Source organism: Streptomyces sp. NPDC041135 (assembly GCF_055592085.1).
Map to the genome: position 1 here is coordinate 177,985 of NZ_JBVIYZ010000002.1, position 18,154 is coordinate 196,138.

Below are 18,154 nucleotides of genomic sequence, written 5' to 3' on the forward strand. Positions count from 1 at the left end.
CCCGCCGCCCGCAAACGCCACCCGCCCGGCGGCGCCGTACGGCGTCAGGTCCACCTCATGCCGAGCGCGGTCAGCTGCTCGGCCCGCTCGGGCGCCAGCGAGGCGGCCCGGCTGCGCTGGTTGCTGATCCAGGCGCCGAGCCGGACCGGCCGGGGTCCTCCCGCCCCACCCGCGTCGACGCTCTCCACATGCCCGCGCGGCACGCTCAGATGGCCCTCGCGCGCCCGGAACTGCCGGGCGGCGGCCAGGTTGAGCGCCCACCTGTCGGCGTGCGGGACGCGGGGCGGGGGCACCTCCCGGGCGGAGGCGGGCCCGGCACCCAGGACGTGGGCGCACAGCCACTGCTGCCCGGCGCTCAGCCGGTCCCAGCCCAGCCGCTGCGCGCGGACCCAGCGGCCGAGGTCCTCGCCCTGCCGTACGGCCGCGCCGGGCGCGGTCGGCAGCCGTCCGCCCTCCCGCAGGTGGAGCCGGGTGAGGTGGAAGCAGCGCTGCCACTCCACCGGCCAGGCCGGGCACCAGGACGGGTCGATGTCGTCCAGCGCCTCCCGCCGCTCCTCGGACAGCCCGCCGGCGGCACCGGTCGCGTGCGTCCCGGCCCGGCGCGCGGCGGCCCGCTGGTTCTTCAGCCAGATGCCCACCTTGAACCCCTGGTGCGTGGCGTCGTGCGGGGCGAGGAGGTGGCCGTGCTCGGCCGCCCAGGCGCGCGCCGCCGCCAGTCCCTCCTCCCAGGCGACGTCGAAGTGGGACCAGACCATGCCCAGGTCCTCCAGCCGGCGCACCCGGTCCGCGGCGAGGGTGCCGCGGGTGTGGAAGCGGCGGGCGTCGGCGATCCACTGGCCGAGCGGGAACCCGGCGAGCGCCGCCGGCCAGCCCGCCTCCCGGGCCTCCTCGCCGCCCGGCACCCGAAAGGTGAACGGCACCCGCAGACCGCGGTGGACGCGGGCGTACAGGGTGGCCGCCTCGACACCGCGCCGCCAGTGCGCCCGCTCGGGGTTGATCACCCGCAGTTCGATGAACGCGGCCAGCTGGGCCGGGTCCCGGGGGGTGGAGAACTTCAGCAGGGCCCGTGCCGGGGCGCTCACGCCGGGCGGCCCCCCGGCGAACTCCTCCTCGTCCCCGGCCTCGTCCCGCGCGGTGCGTCCCTTGGACGCGCGGCTCGGTGCCTGCGGCTCGGCGAGCCGCTCCACCAGCCGCGCGTCGTGGGCGCGCAGCGCCTCCAGCAGCCGGGCCAGGCCCGCGTAGGCGCGGCTGGTCAGCAGGGAGCCGGGCGCCTCGCCCGGTCCCAGCAGCACCGGGACGACCAGCGACGCCGTCTTGCCCTCACCGGGGTGCAGCCGCAGGGCCCGGCCCACGGCCTGGACGAGGTCCGGCATGGAGCCGCGGACGTCGGCGAAGTACACCGAGTCGCAGTGCTTGGTGTCCACGCCCTCGCCGAGCACCCGCACCGAGCTGAGGAACGCCCGGTGCCGGGTGCGGGCGAACGCGTCCAGCACCACGCGCCGGTGCGCCGGAGGATGGTCGCCGCACAGCCAGTCCGCCCACACCGCGCGCGGGTAGCGCCGGGGGGACTGTGCGCGCAGCCGTGCGGCCACCTCGGGCAGCCCGGCCGCGAAGGCCTCGGCCTCCCGCACCAGGTGGTGGAAGACCAGGGTGCGCCGCAGCCCCTCGGCGCCCGCCGCCTTCACCAGGGCGGCCTGCAGCGCGGCCAGCCGCGCCCCGCGCACCTCGTCCGTACGGCCCTCGACACCGAGCAGCTGGGCGGCCTGGAGGTGGGTGTCGGTGACGTCGACGCACACCACCTGGTAGGGCGCGCAGATGCCGCGGTCGATGGCCTCGGACAGCGTCAGGGTGTGGCAGCGGGCGCCGAACGGGCCGGCCGGGTCGTCGTCCATGGAGGCGACCAGCTCGCCCGGCGCTCCCGGCGCGGCCCCCTCCTGCTCCTCCTCCGGCTGCCACAGCCGGGGGGTGGCCGTCATGTACAGGCGGCGCAGCGAGGGGATGCGGGCGTTGTCGTGGACGACCGCCCACGGCTTGCCGATCCGTCCCGAGGTGCGGTGCGCCTCGTCGACGACGATCAGGTCCCAGCCCGGCAGCCCGGCGGCGTGCGCCCGCTCCAGAGTGCCCAGGCCGAGGGAGGCGTACGTCGCGAAGACGGTGACCTTGTCGAAGGGGCGTACCCGGGCGACCAGTTCGGACACGTCCGTGGTGTTCGGGAAGCCGGCCTGATCGCCGCGCAGCGACGACACCCCGATCACCGGGCCGGCCCGGCCGCCCGCGCGCCAGGCGGCCTCGGTCTGGGCGAGCAGGTCCAGCGAGGGCACCAGGACCAGGACGCGGCCCGCCCGCAGCTCCTCCGCGCTCCGCACGGCGACGAGGGTCTTGCCGGACCCGGTCGCCATCACCACCTGGGTGCGCAGCCCCCGCGGCGGCAGGGTCCCGGCGGCGGGCAGTCCGAGCGCTCGGACCACCGCGTCCACGGCTTCTCGCTGGTGGGGGCGGAGTCTCACGTCACAGACGATAGACGAGCGGGGTCATGGCGTGTTCCGGCCGCGGATCGGGCGACGGCTGTGTGTGCGGCACGGACGCGGTGACGGCGGTGCGGCCCGTGCGGCGCAGCGCGCTCGGCGGCACGCCGGGGCCGGGTTTGGGGCGGGTACCGGTCCAGGAGGGATCGGCGGCGGACGCGGGGCTCGGAGGCGGTCGGTCCATGGGGAGGGCATCCTTCGGACGAGTGGGGGACGGTCCGGGGCCGGGTGCGGGGGGAAGCGGGTGCGGAGGGCGGCCGGGCCGGGGCCGCGGCATCCGCGGGGACGGTCCGGTCGGCGCTGCGGCGGGGGGCCGCGCGAAGAAGGAGGGGGAGTCGTCGTCGTGGGCCTCCCGTCCGGCCTCGCGTCGTGGGTGTCGGGCGGTCCCGGAGCGCGTGGGGGGAAGGGACGGCGGATCCCTCGCGGACGAGTCCGGACAGGGCCCGGACGCGTCCGGGCACGGCCCGGTCCGGCCCCGACCGGACCGGTCGCCGCCCCAGGGGCCGGGCGGAGCGGCCGTTCCACTGTGGCATCCGCCGACAGCGCCTCGCAACGGGGCAGTTGAACATTGCAGGAGACGCCGCGCGGCGGACCGGTACCGGTCCGAGCACGGGGAATTCCCGGCGACGAGCGTCCGGTGACCGAAAGGAAGCGGAAAGGCGTCCAGAATTCGGCACAACCTTTTCCCTGTTCGGGCGGGGCGGAAATTCCCCTGAATGGGACGGAACCGGCGCGGGCGCACCGCGGTCTTAGGGTCCGCCGACGGCCGGGAATCAACCCGGCCGCGAGACAACGGGGGAAGATCCAGATGTCCGACCGCATCCGCACCCGCAAGACCCTGCTCACCGCCGTCACCGTCGCCGCCGGCCTGTCGCTGGCCGCCGTCACGCCCGCCCTGGCCGGAACCGGGGCCGCGCCGAGCACCCGCACCGCCGCCGTCTCCACCACGCAGGGCGACCCGCGTGACGTCACCCAGCGCGTCGCCGACTTCTACGGCGCCTACATCGACTCCGTCTGGGACAACGAGGACCCGGCCGCCGGTGCGAACGGCGACGCGCTGCGCGCCTTCTACCTCTCCGCCGCCGCCCGTCAGAAGGTGGCCGCGTACGAGGCCAAGGAGCACGCCGACGGCATCCTCTTCGCCCAGAACGTGCCGGTGAAGTGGAAGGTCACCTACACCGGCTCCGGCGCCGGCCACGCCACCAGCCGGGTCACCCTGACCTGGAGCGACGGCAGCGGCGCCGAGGTCAGCAAGATCGACGTCCAGTCCGACCTGGCGACCCGCAAGATCACCGACCTCAAGCCGGTCGGCTGACGCCGGGTCACCGCGCCACGCCGCCGCCCCGGGTCCCGCCCCGTCCCACTCGGGGCGGGACCCGGGGCGGCGGCGGCTCCGGAAGCGGCCGGGAGACGGCCGGCGGCCGGTGTCCGCCGGGTCAGTCCCGGTGGCCTCCCGCCGCACGCGGGTGGTGGTGGCGGGGGACGGCGGCAGGGCGGTGGAGGGCGACCAGGGCCGCGTCGTCGCCGAGCCGGCCGCCGACGTGGGCGAGGAGGTCGCGCCGCAGGTGGTGCACCAGCGCCTCCGGCGTGTCGTCCGTCCACCGCGCGGCCCGCTCCGCCAGCGGATAGAAGCGGCCGCGGGCGTCACGGGCCTCGACGACACCGTCGGTGTAGAGCAACAGGGTGTCGCCGGGCTGGAAGGAGACCACGTCCAGCGGATACTGCGCGGGACCGGCCACCCCCAGCGGCGGCGCCGGGTGCACGCCCGGGACGGTCACCACGTGACCGGGGCTCAGCAGCAGCGGGGGCGGGTGACCGCAGCTGGTCATCCGGGTCACCGGGTCCCGGTCCGGCACCTCCACCAGCAGCGCGGTGGCGAAACGCTCCCCGTCCTCCCCGGTCCCCTCGGGCGACTCGCAGTCGACCGCGTAACGGGTCACGCTCTGCTCCAGCGCGGCCGCCAGGTCCGGCAGGCCCACCTGCCGGTGCGCGCTCTCGCGGAACCCGCCCAGCAGCAGCGCGGCCTCGCCGACGGCGGCGAGCCCCTTGCCGCGCACGTCGCCGATCAGCACGCGTACCGCGTCCGCGCAGCGGGTCGCCGCGTACAGGTCGCCGCCGATCTGCGCCTCGTCCTCGGCGGCCAGGTACAGCGAGGCGATCCGCAGCGGCCCGATCCGCTGCGGCAGTGGCCGCATCAGCACCTGCTGGACGGCCTCCGCCACCATCCGCACCTGCGCCAGCTGGGCGGTGCGCCGGTCGCGGACCGCGCAGTAGACCACCACCAGCACCGACAGCAGGGTCAGCACGATCAGCTGCACGATGTGGTTCACGGTGCCCAGCCCGCCGTGCAGCGCGGCGATGACCAGCTGGGCGGCCACCGCCAGCGCCCCGATCAGCGCGGTCGTGCGCGGACCGGCGAACGACACGGTGATCGCGGGGGCGATCACCAGGGCGGGGCCCAGGTGGATGTCCTCGGGCGAGCGGACGTCCACCAGCGTGATCACGACGATGAGCAGGACCGGGAACAGCAGCAGCGCGCGGCCCGGCTGCCACGGACCGGCACGGCTCTCCCGGGGCCCCATGGAAACAGGGTGCGCCCCCGCCTCCGGGCGGGCCACTCACCGTCGGCGTACCGGGTGACGGCCCGCCGCCGTCCGTGTCTCCCCGCCGGTGGCCGGGCCGCCGTACACGTCCGCCTGCCGGTGGCCGGGTCGCGTACCCGCCCGTCGGCCCGGCCGGTGTGCCGTGTCGTCGCGCGGGCCCGGGGTACCCGCATGGTCCCGGCGGGTCCGAGCCGCGCGGGAGTGATGCCCGATGGGCGGTGAGGGGAGTGGTGATGACGCAGAACGGGGAGGAGACCACGCTCGCTTCACGGGCGGAGGTGACCGGCCTGCGCCTGGCGCGCGAGGACCAGGGGAGAGGACCGGACGCCACTCCCGAGCTGCCGCAGGACCGCAGCCAGGCGATCCTGGAGGCGGCCAAGCACGTGGGCGCCATCCTGAAGAAGCGGCACCCGTTCGCGCTGGCCGGAAGCGTGGCCGTCTACGCCCACGGCGGCGGCCGCTACCTCCAGCACGACGCCGACTTCTGCGTGCTGCCCGAGGACGCCCAGGCGGTGGCGGACACCCTGCGCGAGGCCGGCCTGAGCGTGCGGACACCGCCCGAGGACTGGCTGCTGAAGACCACCTCGCACGGGCAGGACGTCGACATCATCTTCGAGCTGGGACACCGGCCCGTCACCCGGGACATGCTCGACCGGGCGCGGTACATCTCGGTCGACTCGGTGCAGATGCCCGTCCTGGCACCGACCGACCTGCTGCGCAGCCTGATCACCGCGTTCTCGGAGCACCACTGCGACTTCGGGTCCGTGCTCCCCGTGGCCCGGCTGCTGCGCGAGAAGGTCGACTGGGACGCCATCCGGGACAGCTGCGGCGAGGAGCCCATGCCGGCCGCCTTCCTCTTCCTGCTCGAACGGCTGGACGTGATCGGCCCGCGCGGGACGGCGGGGACGGGCGACGACCGGGAAGGACAGCCATGAGCGAGGACGACACGGCACGGCCGCCGGCCGGCCCGCACGCCCCGGACACCGCACCGGCGGCCCCGGCGGCCGAAGCGGAGAACCTCGACTACCGGGTCGCCCACCTGGCCGACCGGCTCGCCTCCGGGTCCCTCGCGGAGCTGGGGGTGCGTCTGGTGACCCACGGCGACTCGGTCCTGCTGACCGGTACCGTGCCGTCCGCGCAGTGCCGTGACGAACTGCTGGCCATCGCCCGTGCGGAGCTGGCGGGGCACCCGGTCCACTCCGACATCCTCATCGCCGGAACCTCCTCGCCCGACCACGCGGAGGACCTGTCATGATCCGGATCGCGGCCGTCGGGGACATCCACATGGGCCCCGAGAGCCAGGGCACGCTCCGCCCCTCCTTCGAGACCCTGCCCGAGCACGCGGACGTGCTGCTGCTGGCCGGTGACCTGACCCGGCACGGCACCCCGGAGGAGGCCCAGGTGGTCGCCCGGGAGATCAAGGACCTCGCGGTGCCCGTCGTCGCGGTGCTGGGCAACCACGACCACCACGCCGAGGTGCCCGAGGAGGTCACCGCGATCCTCCGGGACGCCGGCGCGCACGTGCTGGAGGGCGAGGCCGCCGTGGTCACGGGCGACGGCGGCCACCGCATCGGGGTGGCTGGCACCAAGGGCTTCGGCGGCGGGTTCGTCGGGCGCTGCGCCGGGGAGTTCGGCGAACCGCTCATGAAGGAGTTCGTCCGCTACTCGCGCCGGCGCGCCGACGGGCTGCGCGCGGCCCTGCGGGAGCTGGACGACGCCGACTGCGACGTGCGGATCGCCCTGACCCACTTCTCACCCGTGCCGGACACCCTCGCCGGGGAGCCGCCCGAGATCTACCCGTTCCTGGGCAGCTACCTGCTGGCCGAGGCGATCGACACGGGCGGCGCCGACCTCGCCGTGCACGGCCACGCCCACGCGGGCACCGAGCACGGGATGACCAGCGGTGGCGTCCGCGTGCGCAACGTGGCCCAGCCGGTGATCGGGCAGGCCTTCCACGTCTATCAGCTGCCCTCGCGCGAGCGGGCCCGAGGGGCACCGGCCGGCTGAGGCGGTGCCGGGCGCCGGGCCCCTCGGGGCCGCAGCGGCTCACGCAGCCGTACCGAGCGCCTCCCGGCCCGGGACGCCGGCCTCCAGCGCGGGCACGGCGACCGGTGCGGCGGCCGTGCGGGTGCGTGCCAGCAGCCCCGCGCCGATCGCGCCCGCGATGAGCAGCCCGCCGGTCACCAGGGCGCCCCGGGCTCCGGCCAGCTCCATCAGCAGACCGAGCGCGGGCGGGCCACCGAGGCTCCACACCGTGCCGACGCTGCTCCACACGCCGAGCACCCGGCCCCGCAGCCGGGCCGGCGGATCGGTCTGGAGGACGGCCGTACCGGCGGTGTCGGACACCGACTCCACGACCGCCATGGGCAGGACCAGCACCAGCAGGACGGCCAGCGACGGGGACAGCCCCGCCACCGCCTGGAGCAGCCCGCCCGCCGCGGCGAGCAGTCCCACGGTCCGCACCGAGGGGCGGCGCAGCCGGGCGCCCAGCACCGCGCCGACGATGCCCCCGGCGGCGAGCACGGTGGAGACCGTGCCGAAGGCACCGGCGCCGCCCGCGAGCGGTCCGGTGACCAGGACGGCGAGGGTCAGGGCGTAGTTGCGGCCGAAGACGGAGCTGATCCCGTAGATGCCCGCGAGGGCGACCAGCCGGGGCCGGCGCACGAAGAAGACCAGCCCCTGGCGCACCCCGTAGTCCTTGCGGGCGGGCGCGGCCGCGGGCCCGGCTCTCCGCCCACCGGCCGCGGGAGGTACGGCGGCGCCGGCCACCGGCCGCAGGAACGGCACGACCGACGCGACGAACAGGAACGACAACCCGTTGGCGGCGTAGGCCGAGGCCGTGCCGAGGGAGCCGACGGCCACACCGGCCAGGGCGGTACCGGCGAGGCGGCCCGCGCTGTGCACGAGCGCGCCCACCCCGATGGCGGACGGCACGTCCGGCACGGGGACGAGGTCGTTGCCGAGCAGGGCGCACGCCGGCGCGTCGACGGTGGCGATGAGACCGGTGACGGCGGCCAGCACCAGCAGCGACGTCATGTCGAGGCGGTCAAGCGCGACCAGCAGCGCCGTCACGAAGGCGACGGCGCCCAGCAGGGCCTGGCTGACGGCGACCGTGAGCCTGCGCGGCCAGCGGTCCACCGCCGCGCCGCCCAGCAGGCTGACGAACAGCGCGGGCGCCGCCTGCACCGACATCGACAGACCGGTGGCCGCCGCCGAGCCGGTGATCTGCAGCACGAGCAGGTTCTGCACCGTCAGCTGCATCCAGGTGCCGGCGTTGGAGACGAGGTTGGCGGCCGACCACCAGCGCATGCCGCGGTGCCGCAGGGACCGCCAGGGCGAACGCGAGGTGTCCGGTGACGGGGCACCGGCGGCGGCGGGCACGGCGTGGGGCACGGCGGAGGGCAGGGTGGAGGCAGGCACAGTGAAGGACTCGGCAGAAGGGGGTGACCAGGGACGCGGGGAGGTGCGGGGGCGGACGGGGACGGCGGACCACGCATGCGCGGCTGCGCTGCGCGGCCGTTCCACCGCGTCGGTCACGGCGCGGACCATCGTGACAGACGGGGCGGCCGGGCCCGCGCGGGCCGCCCGGCCGCCGGAGCCGTCCGGGTGCCAAGTCGCCTCCGGATGCGCGCACTTGGCGGCCGCGTGGGGTTGCTCACAGGGGAACCCGGCGCCGCCGCGCCGCAGGCCGCCCGGCCCCGTCGCGGTGCCGCCCGCCGCGTCCCCGGAGTGCCGCCCGCCGGGTCATCCGGCACGCTGGACGCAACGGAAGGAGCAGCACCATGGCGACGTCCGACGGGGTGCCGGCGACGGGCCGGAGCCGCTCGTGGTGCCGCGACGTCGTGTGCGCCGGCTGACACCGCGCCGGAGGAACGGCCGCGACCGGGCCGGCGACCCGAGCCAGGACCGGAGCCCCGGCCAGGAGAGCAGTCCCGGCCAGGAGGCCGGCCCCGGCCAGGGAGGCGATTCCGGCCAGGGGACCGGCCCGGCCGAGGCCGACAGCAACGGCGAGGCGGACGGGCGGTGGCGGAGCCGGGCCGCCGCGCTCACCGAGCGGGCCAGGACCACACAGGACCAGGCCCGCACCCGCTTCCCGGTGATCATCCGCCTCGCCGACCGGATGGTGTCGGTGAACATCTTCGACTCGGCCACCCGCCTGGCCTCCGAGTGTTTCCTGACGGCCGTTCCGCTGCTCTTCGTGGTCGCCGCGTACGCCCCCTCGGCGGTGCGCCACCAGATCGTCAGCTCCGTCACCGCCTTCTTCGGCCTGTCGGGAGACACCAAGAGCCAGTTGGACAAGCTCTTCAACGCACCGGACGGCAACCTGCGGCAGGCCACCGGCGTGGTCGGGGCGGTGGTGGTGCTGCTCTCGGCGACCGCGGTGAGCCGGGCCGTGCAGCGGCTGTGCAAGCGGGCCTGGCAGGTGCCCAGGGCCGGAACCCGGATCGCCCCGTGGCGGTGGCTGGCCTGGATCGCGCTCTGGCTCGGGGTGCTGGTGGCGCAGGCGCCGCTGCGCGACGGGTTCGGCATCGGCATGTGGCTCGGGATTCCGGCCACGCTGGTGACCGACACCCTGCTGTGGTGGTGGACCCAGCACCTGCTGCTGGGCGGCCTGATCCGCTGGTCGCTGCTGCTGCCCGGCGCCGTCATCACGGCGTGCGCCGTCACGGCCGTCTCCGTGAGCGCCCACTTCTACATGCCCCGGGCGCTGGGCCGGGCCATGGGCGAGTACGGCTCCCTGGGCCCGGTGTTCGTGCTGCTGTCCTGGCTGATCGTCGTGTGCGTGGCGGTCACCCTCGGGCTCACCGTCGGGGCCGTCGCCGCCGGGGAACCGTGGATCGCCGCACGCCTGGAGTCGCTCCCGTCCCGCCGGGGCCGGCCGGACGGGAGCGACGCGGGCACGCCGCGAGAGTGACCCGAGGGGGCCGCGGGATGACCTGACGGCGCCGCGGGCCGGCCGGCCGGGGCACGTTCCGCACCGGGCGGACGCGAGGTGCGGGGCCACCCGGCCGATGGTGCAATGGCTGGGTAAGTCGTCCCGGGCCGCCGGCGCGCCGGCCCGCATGTTCCGGCTCCGGATGCCACGCCGGGCCGTATCCGCTTCTGGGAGTGGCCATGATGGAAGACGTCGAGGACATGGGGCCCGTCGACTACCTGGTCGTCGAATTCCCCGGCAACCGCATGACGGGCGAGGGCTTCCCGCTCCTCGTCGACCTGGCCGAGCGCGGCATCATCCGCATTCTCGACCTCGTGTTCGTCCGCAAGGACACCGACGGGTCGGTCTCCGGGCTGGAACTGCAGGAGATCGGGGACGAGATCGACCTTACGGTGTTCGAGGGGGCCGCCTCCGGTCTGCTGGACCAGAGCGACCTGGACGATGCCGCCGCCGCCCTGGAGGCCGGAAGCTCCGCCGCGATCCTCGTGTACGAGAACACCTGGGCCGCGCCGCTGGCCCGGGCGCTGCGACGCGGCGGCGCGCAGCTGGTGGCGGGCGGCCGCATCCCCGTGCAGGCGATCCTGGCCTCCCTGGACGCGACCGAGCCCACCACTCCGCCGAGCGGCCCCGTGGCCGCCTGACGTTCGCCCGCACCGGCGTTCACACCTCAGGACTTGGGAGATGACCAGCATGCCAGGACTCCTTCGGGGCGTCGCACGGACCGCCGTGATCTCCGGTACGGCCACCGCGGTGTCCAACCGCGTCTCCCGGCGGCAGGCGGGCCGCTGGGCCCAGCAGGACGCCGCACAGCAGGCCGCCTACGCGCAGCCGCCGGCGCCGCCCGGTCCCGCGACCCCCGCCGCGGAGGCACCGACCGTCGCCGACGACATGAGCAGCAAGATCGACCAGCTGAAGCAGCTCGCCGACCTCAAGGCCCAGGGCATCCTCACCGACGAGGAGATGCAGGAGCAGAAGCGCCGCATCCTCGGCTGACGCGACAGGAGCGCCACGTGACCCGGTCGGACCCGTCCACGGCACCCGCCACGAGCGCCGAGCCCTCTGAGGCACCCTCCTCGGGCACGCAGCCCGAGGAGGCGGACCGGCTGCGGGACCTGCTGCGCGGGCCCGGATACCAGAAGGCGCTGCTGATCTCGGCGATCCTCGGCGTGCCGGTGTCGCTGGCGGCGTTCTGGTTCCTCGCCGGTCTGCACGGGCTGGAACACCTGCTGTGGGCCGGGCTGCCGGAGAACCTGGGGTGGCACACCCCTCCCTGGTGGTGGCCGCTGCCCCTGCTGGCCGTCGCGGGCCTGGTCGTCGGCCTCGTCGTGCGGTACCTGCCCGGAGCCGGCGGACACGTCCCGGCCGGAGGGCTGCACTCCTCGGGGATGGCGCCGTCCGTCCTGCCCGGGGTGATCCTCGCGGCCGCGGCCAGCCTCCCGCTGGGCGCCACGCTCGGCCCCGAGGCCCCGCTGCTGGCCCTGGGCGGCGGGCTGGCCCTGCTGTTCCGGGATCTGGTCCGGGCACCCGCGACACCGCGGAGTTCGGCGCTGCTGGGCGCGGCCGGAGCGGCGGCGGCCCTGTCGGCGATCTTCGGCAACCCGCTGATCGGGGCGGTGCTCCTCATCGAGGTGGCCGGCGTGGGCGGACCTCAGCTGTTCGCGGTCATGCTCCCGGCGCTGCTGTGCAGCGGGGTCGGCTCGCTGGTCTTCACCGGCTTCGGCCGCTGGACCGGGCTCGCGACGGGGAGCCTGTCGCTGACGCTGGGAGTGCCGTCCCCGCACCTCGACGCCGGTGACGTGATCTGGTCGGTGCTGATGGCGGCCGGCCTCGGCGCAGGCGTGCACCTGCTGCTGTCCGCCGGGCGCCTGTCCGCGGTGTTCCTCGCCCCGCGGTCCGTGCCGCGTACGGTGCTCTGCGCCCTCGGCGCCGCGGTGTGCGCCGCGGTGTACGCGCTGGCCACCGGTCGCTCGCCGGCGGACGTGGCGTCGTCCGGCGAGGCCGCGCTGGCCCGGCTCGCCGCGGACCCGCACGCGTGGGGAGCCGGTGCGCTGGTCACCGTACTCCTGTGCAAGTCCGGCGCCTACGCGTTGTGTCTGGGCAGTCTGCGCGGCGGTCCGGTCTTCCCCGCGGTGTTCCTCGGCGCCGCCGCGGGCGTGCTGCTCGCCCCGCTGCCGGGCCTGGGCGTCGTACCGGGCATGGCGGCGGGCATGGCGGCGGCCGTGACGGCCGCGCTGCGGCTGCCGGTCAGCGGCGTGGTCCTGGTCGTCCTGCTCCTGGGCAGCGCGGAGATGATCCCCGTGGTGATCATCGCCGCCGTGGTGAGCTTCGTGACGGTCGAGCTGCTGCCGCCCGGCCGCCCGGTGCCCGCCATGGGCAGAGGCGCCGCCCCGGCCGGCGGCGGCGAGCGGACGGGCTGAGACGGCCGAGGGTCAGCGGGACGCACACGACCGCAGCGCCACGCCGTCGGCAGCCGCGTCACCAGCGGCCTCGTCGTCGAGCGTCACGCCGCCGGGAACCGTGCCGTCGGACGGGGCCGCCAGTTCGAACCAGGTGGTCTTGCCGGTCGCCGTCCCGTAGCTGCCCCAGGCGGCGCTGAGCAGGTCGAGCAGCTCGGTGCCGCGCCCGTCCTCCGCGTCCGGGGTGGTGGTGCGCCGTACCGGAGCGGCGCAGTTGGTGTCCTCGACCTCGACCCGCAGCCGGTTGCCGTCCCCGTCCCCGGTCACCCGCAGATTGAGCCGCACCGACCCACGCGCGTGCCGCAGCGCGTTGGTGACCAGCTCGCTGACGAGCAGCTCGGCGGTGTCGGACAGGTCGTCCAGCTCCCACTCTGCCAACTGCCCCGTCACCGCGCGCCGGGCCGTCCCCGGCGACCTCGGGTCCCGCGCCAGGGGCCAGGACGCCTCCAGGTCCGTGGCGCGTGCCGCGGGGGCGTCCAGGGGGCGCAGGGGGGCCAGCGTCCGGGCCCACAGGCCGAAGTGCCGTGCGAACCAGGACGTCGAGGCGTCCTTCGCCACCCATGCGCCCCGAGGGGTGTGTGTACGGATCTCCGGGGAGCCGGAGAGTCCGGGGGTGGGGCGGCGCATGACGAGTCGTTCCCTTCGGGAGTGGCGGAGGCTTCCGTGTAGCACTCGCTACGTAAATAACCATACCTGTAGCGAGTGCTACGGTAAAGGGGTAGATGGGGCAAATCCGGAGATAAGGTGCATGGGAGGGCGTCATGGCGCGCACGGCCGACCCGGTCAGACGCCAGGAACTGCTGGACCGGGTCCGTGACTACCTGCTCCGGCACGGACTCGCCGACCTGTCCTTGCGGCCCATGGCACGGGAGCTGGGAACCAGTGACCGGATGCTCCTCTACTACTTCGGGACCAAGGAACAACTGATCTCGCGGGCACTCGCCCTGGACGAGGACCGGCCGCTGTACCGGGTCCGGGAACTGCTGGAGAGCGTGGGCGCGCCGCGCGACGCCGCCGGACTGCGCCGCTTCCTCGAGGAGCTGTGGCAGCGGTTCGGCACCGACGACCGGCGCGCCGTGCTCCCGCTGTACCTCGAGCTGCTCACCGCGGGGCTGCGCCACCCCGACCGTTACGGCTCGGTGCTGCGGGACGCCCTCACCGGCTGGACGCAGCTGCTGACCACCATCTTGCGGGGCTTCGACCTGCCCGCGGAGCGGGCCGTGCGCGAGGCGACCCTGCTGGTGGACGCCGTCTTCGGGCTGCTGACCGCGCCGCTGTCCACCGGCGACTGGGAAGCGGCCGGGCAGGCCTTCGGGCTCCTGCTCGACCGGCTCGAACCGGGCTGGCGCGTGGCACGCGGGTGAGCCGCGCACGGCGGCCGGACCGGACGAGGATCGTCCGCCACCGGCCCGGCCGGCCCGTCAGCCGGGCGGCGCAACGCGGGGCCGCCCGGCGTGCCGCCGCCCGCGCCCGGTGGTTGTGTGGCGCCTGAGACCTCCGGGCCACGGCCCGGCCGCCGGTCCGGGCCACCGCAGTGGAGGAGTGAGTCATCGTGGGTTCCCCCCGCAGGCGCACCGCACGACGTCGTACCCGCCCACCTGCTGAAGGGCCAGAAGGCACTGGTCACCGGCGCCGACTCGGGGATCGGCCCCGGCTTCGCCACCGGAGGCTGATCCGCCCGCCCGCGCCGGCCCCGGGGAGACTCGCATGCACAGCACGGTCCCGTTCCCGGCGGACACACCGCCCCACTCGCTCACCGCGCGGGACCGGCCCGCACCCGGCGAGGCGGGCGCCGGATGAGCGACGACCAGATCCTGCTGGGCATCGGCCTGACCGTCGCCCTCGCCGTCGGCTCCCAGATCCTGGCCGGCCGGCTGCGCATCCCGGCCCTGATCCTTCTGCTGCCCGCCGGATTCACCGCCGGCGCCCTCACCGAGGTCGTCCACCCCGACAACCTGCTCGGCGCGGCCTTCCCGCCCCTGGTGTCCCTCTCGGTCGCGATCATCCTTTACGACGCCGGGCTCGGCCTGGACCTGCGCCACCTCAAAGGGGCGACCCGCGGCGTCGTCCTGCGGCTCATCGTGTCCGGCGTGCTGCTCACCTGGGGGGCCGTCATGCTCCTCGCGCCCGCCCTGTTCGGGGTGCCGGCGGCCACCGCCAGCATGATCGGCGTGATCCTCGTGGTGTCGGGGCCCACCGTCGTCGGCCCGCTGCTCGAACACGTCGGCCCGTCCGACACCGTGCGGCGCATCCTGACGTGGGAGGGGTCGCTGATCGACCCCGTCGGCGGCATCCTCGGCGCCGTCGTCTTCCACTCCCTCGTCTCCGGCGGACTGCAACCCGGGCACTTCCGCCTCGGGGCCTTCTTCGCCGGCCTCGTCGTGGGAGCCGCCGGCGGAGTCGTCGGCGCCGCGCTGCTGTGGTGCACGCTGGGGCTGCTGCGCCTCGGCGAGACGCTCGGCACCCTCGCCCAGCTGGCCACCGTCGTCGTGGTCGCCGCCGGCTGCGACATGGCGTACGACGACACCGGGCTGATCGCGGCGATCGTCACCGGGCTGCTGGTGGCCAACCTGCCCCGCTTCGACATGCCGGCGCGCCGTCCGTTCTTCGAGGTCACCGTCCAGCTGATCATCGGCCTGCTGTTCGTGTCCATCTCGGCCACGGTGGCCCCGGCGGCCGTCCGCCCGGTGCTGCTGCCCGCCCTCGTCCTCGTCGCCGTACTGGTCCTGGTGGTCAGGCCGCTGGCGGCCTGGCTGTCCACCCTCAGGACGGACCTGCTGGGCGGCGAGCGGGCGTTCACCGGCTGGATGGCGCCGCGCGGCATCGTCGCCGCCTCCACCGCCACGACCTTCGCCGCCTCCCTCACCGCCGCCGGACTGGCCGGCGCCGGCACGATCCTGCCCGTCACCTTCCTGGTGATCGTCGGGACGGTCCTCGTCTACGCCCTGACCGCGGGGCCCGTCGCCCGCCGGCTGGGCGTCGCGCGGCCCGCCCGGTTCCGCCCGCTCCTGATCGGCGGCGAGCCCTGGGTCGTCGACCTGGCCCGGTCGCTGCGCACCGCGGGGCTGGACGTGCTGATGTGGGCGGGCTCCGCCGGGGAACGCGAGCGGATCGAGCGGGCCGGGATCGAGCTGGCCGCCGGTGAGTTCATGGCCGTGGCCGCCGATCCCCAGGCCCGGCTGGAGGGCGTCACGTCGGTCTTCCTGCTCACCGACGACGACGACTTCAACGCCCTGGCCTCGATCGTCATGGCGGACAGCGTCGACGGCCCCGTCCACCGCGTCCGTCCGGCTCCCGACAGCCCCGGCGTGGTGGCCCCCTACACCGGCGGCGCCGTCCTGTTCGGGCCGCGGCTCGCCCGCCCCGGCCTGGCGGCCCGCCACCGGCGCGGCGCCCGCTTCCAGGTCCGCCCCGCCTCCGCCCCGCCCCCGCCCGGCTGCGACACCCTGTTCGTGGTACGCCGGGACGGGCGGCTGGAAGCGGTCGGGGAGGCCGCCCCGGCCGACACGGCGGCCGGTGACACGCTCGTGCTCCTCGGCCCCGCCCCGGCCCCCGGCGACACGTCCGGCGACACGTCCGGCGAGGAGCCCGGGGAGGAGCCCCGCGGAGCGCCGGAGGCCTGAGCGCCGCCGCACCAGGGCCAGTTCGCGACCGGACCTACGTCCGGTCCAGGGCCGCGTTCAGGGTGAGGGCCGCGTCGATGAGGGCGAGGTGGGTGAACGCCTGCGGGAAGTTGCCCAGCTGACGGCCCGTCGGGTCGATCTCCTCGGAGAACAGGCCCAGATGGTTGCCGTAGCCCATCATCTTCTCGAACACCAGCCGCGCCTTGTCGGTGCGTCCCGCGCGGGCCAGGGCGTCGACGTACATGAACGTGCACAGCGAGAACGTGCCCTCGCAGCCGCGCAGACCGTCGGGGGAGGCCTCCGGGTTGTAGCGGTAGACCAGGCTGTCGCTGACCAGATCCTCCTCCATCGCGTCGAGCGTGGAGCGCCACATCGGGTCCTCGGGCGTGATGAAGCCGACCGTCGCCATCCGCAGCAGGGAGGAGTCGAGCACCTCACCGCCGTAGTGCTGGACGAAGGCCTGGCGTCCCTCGCTCCACCCCTTGGTCATCACCTGCTCGTAGATCTCGTCCCGGGCCGCCTGCCAGCGGGCGGCCGCGGCCGGCCGGCCGTTGTCCGCGGCCAGCCGCAGCGCACGGTCGAACGCCACCCACGACATGACCCGGCCGTACGTGAAGTCCTTGCGCCCGCCGCGGGTCTCCCACAGGCCCTCGCCCGCCTGGTCCCAGTGGTCGACCAGCCAGTCCAGGTTCGTCAGCAGCGAGGTCCACCCCCGGTGCCCGACCCCGAGCCCGTGCCGGTGCGCGAAGTAGATGCTGTCCAGCGCCTCGCCGTAGATGTCCAGCTGGAGCTGCGTCGCGGCGCCGTTGCCGATGCGGACCGGCGCGGACCGCGCATAGCCCTCCCAGTGGCCGAGCAGCTGTTCCTGGAGCTCGGAGGAACCGTCCACGGTGTACATGATGTTGAGCGGCCCGGAGTCCCCGTCGCTGCCGGCGCGCTCCTTCACGCGGTCCGCCAGCCAGCCGATGAACGCCCTGGCCTCCTCGGTGAAGCCCAGCCCCAGCAGCGCGTACACGGAGAAGGAGGCGTCCCGGATCCAGGTGAAGCGGTAGTCCCAGTTGCGCTCGCCGCCCAGCTGCTCAGGGAGCGCCGTGGTGGGGGCGGCCACCACCGCACCGGTGGGCGCGTACGTCATCAGCTTCAGGGTGATCGCGGACCGCTCCACCGCCTCCCGCCAGCGTCCCGTGTACCGCGACTGGCTCAGCCAGGTCCGCCAGTACGCGACGGTGTCGTGGAAGATCCGCTGGTACTCGGGCAGGTGGATCTCCCGGGGCGGCCCCTCGGCGGCCCACTCCAGCACCATCCCGCGCTCCTGGCCCGCCTCCAGGGTCAGGGTGAAGTGCAGGTCGTCGTCCCGCTCGGTGAGGACGTCCAGCACCCGTCGGTCGCCCGGCTCGCGCACCGGATGCACGGTGAGCCGCGAGCCGTCGTCCGCGGCGAACACCGCGCCCTGCTCCGCCAGGTGCAGCCGGTGACCGGTGCGCCCGTAGTCGAACCGCGGGGCGATCTCCACCGCGAAGGTCATCCGGCCGCGCACACAGCGCACCATGCGCACCAGCCGGTGGGCGGCGGTGACCGTCGTCCCGGTGACCGGCATGAAGTCCAGGACCTCACCGGCGCCCGCCTCCGTCATGAACCGGGTCACCAGGACGGCCGTGTCCGGGAGGTAGAGCTGCTTGGTCGCGTAGGTGGCGTGCGCCGGCCGGACCGTGCAGTGGCCGCCCTTGTCCTTGTCCAGCAGGGCGCCGAACACACTGGGCGAGTCGAACCGCGGGGCGCAGAACCAGTCCACGGTGCCGTCGGTGGTGACCAGCGCCGCGGTCTGGAGGTCGCCGAGCAGTCCGTGGTTCTCGATCAGGGGGTAGTCGTCCATCGGGGGCGTCCTTCCGGCCTGCGGTTCACCCGAGCGCGACCCCCCGCTCAGCGTAAGCCGGGGGCGCGACCCCGGCGCGCCGGACCACGGGCCGGCCCCCGAGCGGTCCGGGGGCGGCCCACCGCGGGTCGTGCGGCG

General features: G+C 75.3%; 16 protein-coding genes. 10 read left to right on the forward strand and 6 right to left on the reverse strand.

Going from position 1 to position 18,154, the window contains the following annotated elements; all coding sequences use genetic code 11:
- Positions 1 to 44: 44 nt before the first annotated feature.
- Positions 45 to 2,507 carry a helicase associated domain-containing protein gene (locus ACZ6CZ_RS05075; protein WP_469014831.1) on the reverse strand — a complete coding sequence of 821 codons (2,463 nt, stop codon included), beginning with the start codon at positions 2,505 to 2,507 and terminating at the stop codon, positions 45 to 47.
- Between the two features lies 1 nt (position 2,508).
- Positions 2,509 to 2,709 carry a hypothetical protein gene (locus ACZ6CZ_RS05080; protein WP_469014833.1) on the reverse strand — a complete coding sequence of 67 codons (201 nt, stop codon included), beginning with the start codon at positions 2,707 to 2,709 and terminating at the stop codon, positions 2,509 to 2,511.
- A gap of 624 nt (positions 2,710 to 3,333) precedes the next feature.
- Here ACZ6CZ_RS05080 and ACZ6CZ_RS05085 point away from each other — a divergent pair.
- Entirely contained in the window at positions 3,334 to 3,840 is a 507-nt protein-coding gene (locus tag ACZ6CZ_RS05085) for a hypothetical protein (protein ID WP_469014837.1), read from the forward strand.
- Positions 3,841 to 3,961: 121 nt separating this feature from the next.
- Here the strand turns inward: ACZ6CZ_RS05085 and ACZ6CZ_RS05090 are convergent, their stop codons facing one another.
- On the reverse strand, positions 3,962 to 5,107 hold the full coding sequence (locus ACZ6CZ_RS05090; protein WP_469014841.1) for a PP2C family protein-serine/threonine phosphatase: 1,146 nt from the start codon (positions 5,105 to 5,107) through the stop codon (positions 3,962 to 3,964).
- A gap of 254 nt (positions 5,108 to 5,361) precedes the next feature.
- Between ACZ6CZ_RS05090 and ACZ6CZ_RS05095 the strand changes: the two genes are divergently transcribed.
- From ACZ6CZ_RS05095 to ACZ6CZ_RS05105, 3 genes are read left to right on the forward strand one after another with little or no spacing between them, the layout of a single operon-like run.
- Positions 5,362 to 6,063, forward strand: coding sequence for a nucleotidyltransferase family protein (locus ACZ6CZ_RS05095; RefSeq protein ID WP_469014843.1), 702 nt, complete (start codon positions 5,362 to 5,364; stop codon positions 6,061 to 6,063).
- Entirely contained in the window at positions 6,060 to 6,383 is a 324-nt protein-coding gene (locus tag ACZ6CZ_RS05100; protein WP_469014846.1) for a BON domain-containing protein, read from the forward strand. The genes ACZ6CZ_RS05095 and ACZ6CZ_RS05100 overlap by 4 nt, the downstream gene beginning before the upstream one ends.
- Complete coding sequence (locus tag ACZ6CZ_RS05105; protein WP_469014849.1) at positions 6,380 to 7,135, forward strand: metallophosphoesterase family protein; 756 nt, start codon at positions 6,380 to 6,382, stop codon at positions 7,133 to 7,135. The genes ACZ6CZ_RS05100 and ACZ6CZ_RS05105 overlap by 4 nt, the downstream gene beginning before the upstream one ends.
- A 39-nt stretch (positions 7,136 to 7,174) precedes the next feature.
- On the opposite strand, the gene ACZ6CZ_RS05110 is transcribed toward ACZ6CZ_RS05105, so the two are convergent.
- Positions 7,175 to 8,437, reverse strand: coding sequence for an MFS transporter (locus tag ACZ6CZ_RS05110; protein WP_469016536.1), 1,263 nt, complete (start codon positions 8,435 to 8,437; stop codon positions 7,175 to 7,177).
- A 520-nt stretch (positions 8,438 to 8,957) separates the two neighbouring features.
- Here ACZ6CZ_RS05110 and ACZ6CZ_RS05115 point away from each other — a divergent pair.
- The 4 genes from ACZ6CZ_RS05115 (at position 8,958) to ACZ6CZ_RS05130 (ending at position 12,481) form a co-directional block, all read left to right on the forward strand.
- A complete protein-coding gene (locus ACZ6CZ_RS05115; RefSeq protein ID WP_469014852.1) occupies positions 8,958 to 10,043 on the forward strand; it encodes a YhjD/YihY/BrkB family envelope integrity protein in 1,086 nt (361 codons plus the stop codon).
- Positions 10,044 to 10,243: 200 nt separating this feature from the next.
- Positions 10,244 to 10,705, forward strand: a complete 462-nt coding sequence (locus ACZ6CZ_RS05120; RefSeq protein ID WP_469014857.1) for a DUF6325 family protein — start codon at positions 10,244 to 10,246, stop codon at positions 10,703 to 10,705.
- Positions 10,706 to 10,754: 49 nt separating this feature from the next.
- On the forward strand, positions 10,755 to 11,057 hold the full coding sequence (locus ACZ6CZ_RS05125) for an SHOCT domain-containing protein (protein ID WP_469016539.1): 303 nt from the start codon (positions 10,755 to 10,757) through the stop codon (positions 11,055 to 11,057).
- A gap of 17 nt (positions 11,058 to 11,074) precedes the next feature.
- The gene (locus ACZ6CZ_RS05130; RefSeq protein ID WP_469014860.1) at positions 11,075 to 12,481 is read left to right on the forward strand and encodes a chloride channel protein; all 1,407 of its coding nucleotides are present in this window, start codon (positions 11,075 to 11,077) and stop codon (positions 12,479 to 12,481) included.
- A 12-nt stretch (positions 12,482 to 12,493) separates the two neighbouring features.
- On the opposite strand, the gene ACZ6CZ_RS05135 is transcribed toward ACZ6CZ_RS05130, so the two are convergent.
- On the reverse strand, positions 12,494 to 13,147 hold the full coding sequence (locus ACZ6CZ_RS05135; protein ID WP_469014864.1) for an ATP-binding protein: 654 nt from the start codon (positions 13,145 to 13,147) through the stop codon (positions 12,494 to 12,496).
- A gap of 134 nt (positions 13,148 to 13,281) precedes the next feature.
- Here ACZ6CZ_RS05135 and ACZ6CZ_RS05140 point away from each other — a divergent pair, with 134 nt between their 5' ends.
- Both ACZ6CZ_RS05140 and ACZ6CZ_RS05145 read left to right on the forward strand, forming a co-directional pair.
- Positions 13,282 to 13,884: a TetR family transcriptional regulator gene (locus ACZ6CZ_RS05140; protein ID WP_469014868.1), complete on the forward strand. Its 603-nt coding sequence runs from the start codon at positions 13,282 to 13,284 to the stop codon at positions 13,882 to 13,884.
- 432 nt (positions 13,885 to 14,316) lie between these two features.
- Complete coding sequence (locus ACZ6CZ_RS05145) at positions 14,317 to 16,143, forward strand: cation:proton antiporter (RefSeq protein ID WP_469014871.1); 1,827 nt, start codon at positions 14,317 to 14,319, stop codon at positions 16,141 to 16,143.
- Positions 16,144 to 16,177: 34 nt separating this feature from the next.
- Here the strand turns inward: ACZ6CZ_RS05145 and ACZ6CZ_RS05150 are convergent, their stop codons facing one another.
- A complete protein-coding gene (locus tag ACZ6CZ_RS05150; RefSeq protein ID WP_469014873.1) occupies positions 16,178 to 18,016 on the reverse strand; it encodes a glycoside hydrolase family 15 protein in 1,839 nt (612 codons plus the stop codon).
- Positions 18,017 to 18,154 lie beyond the last annotated feature (138 nt).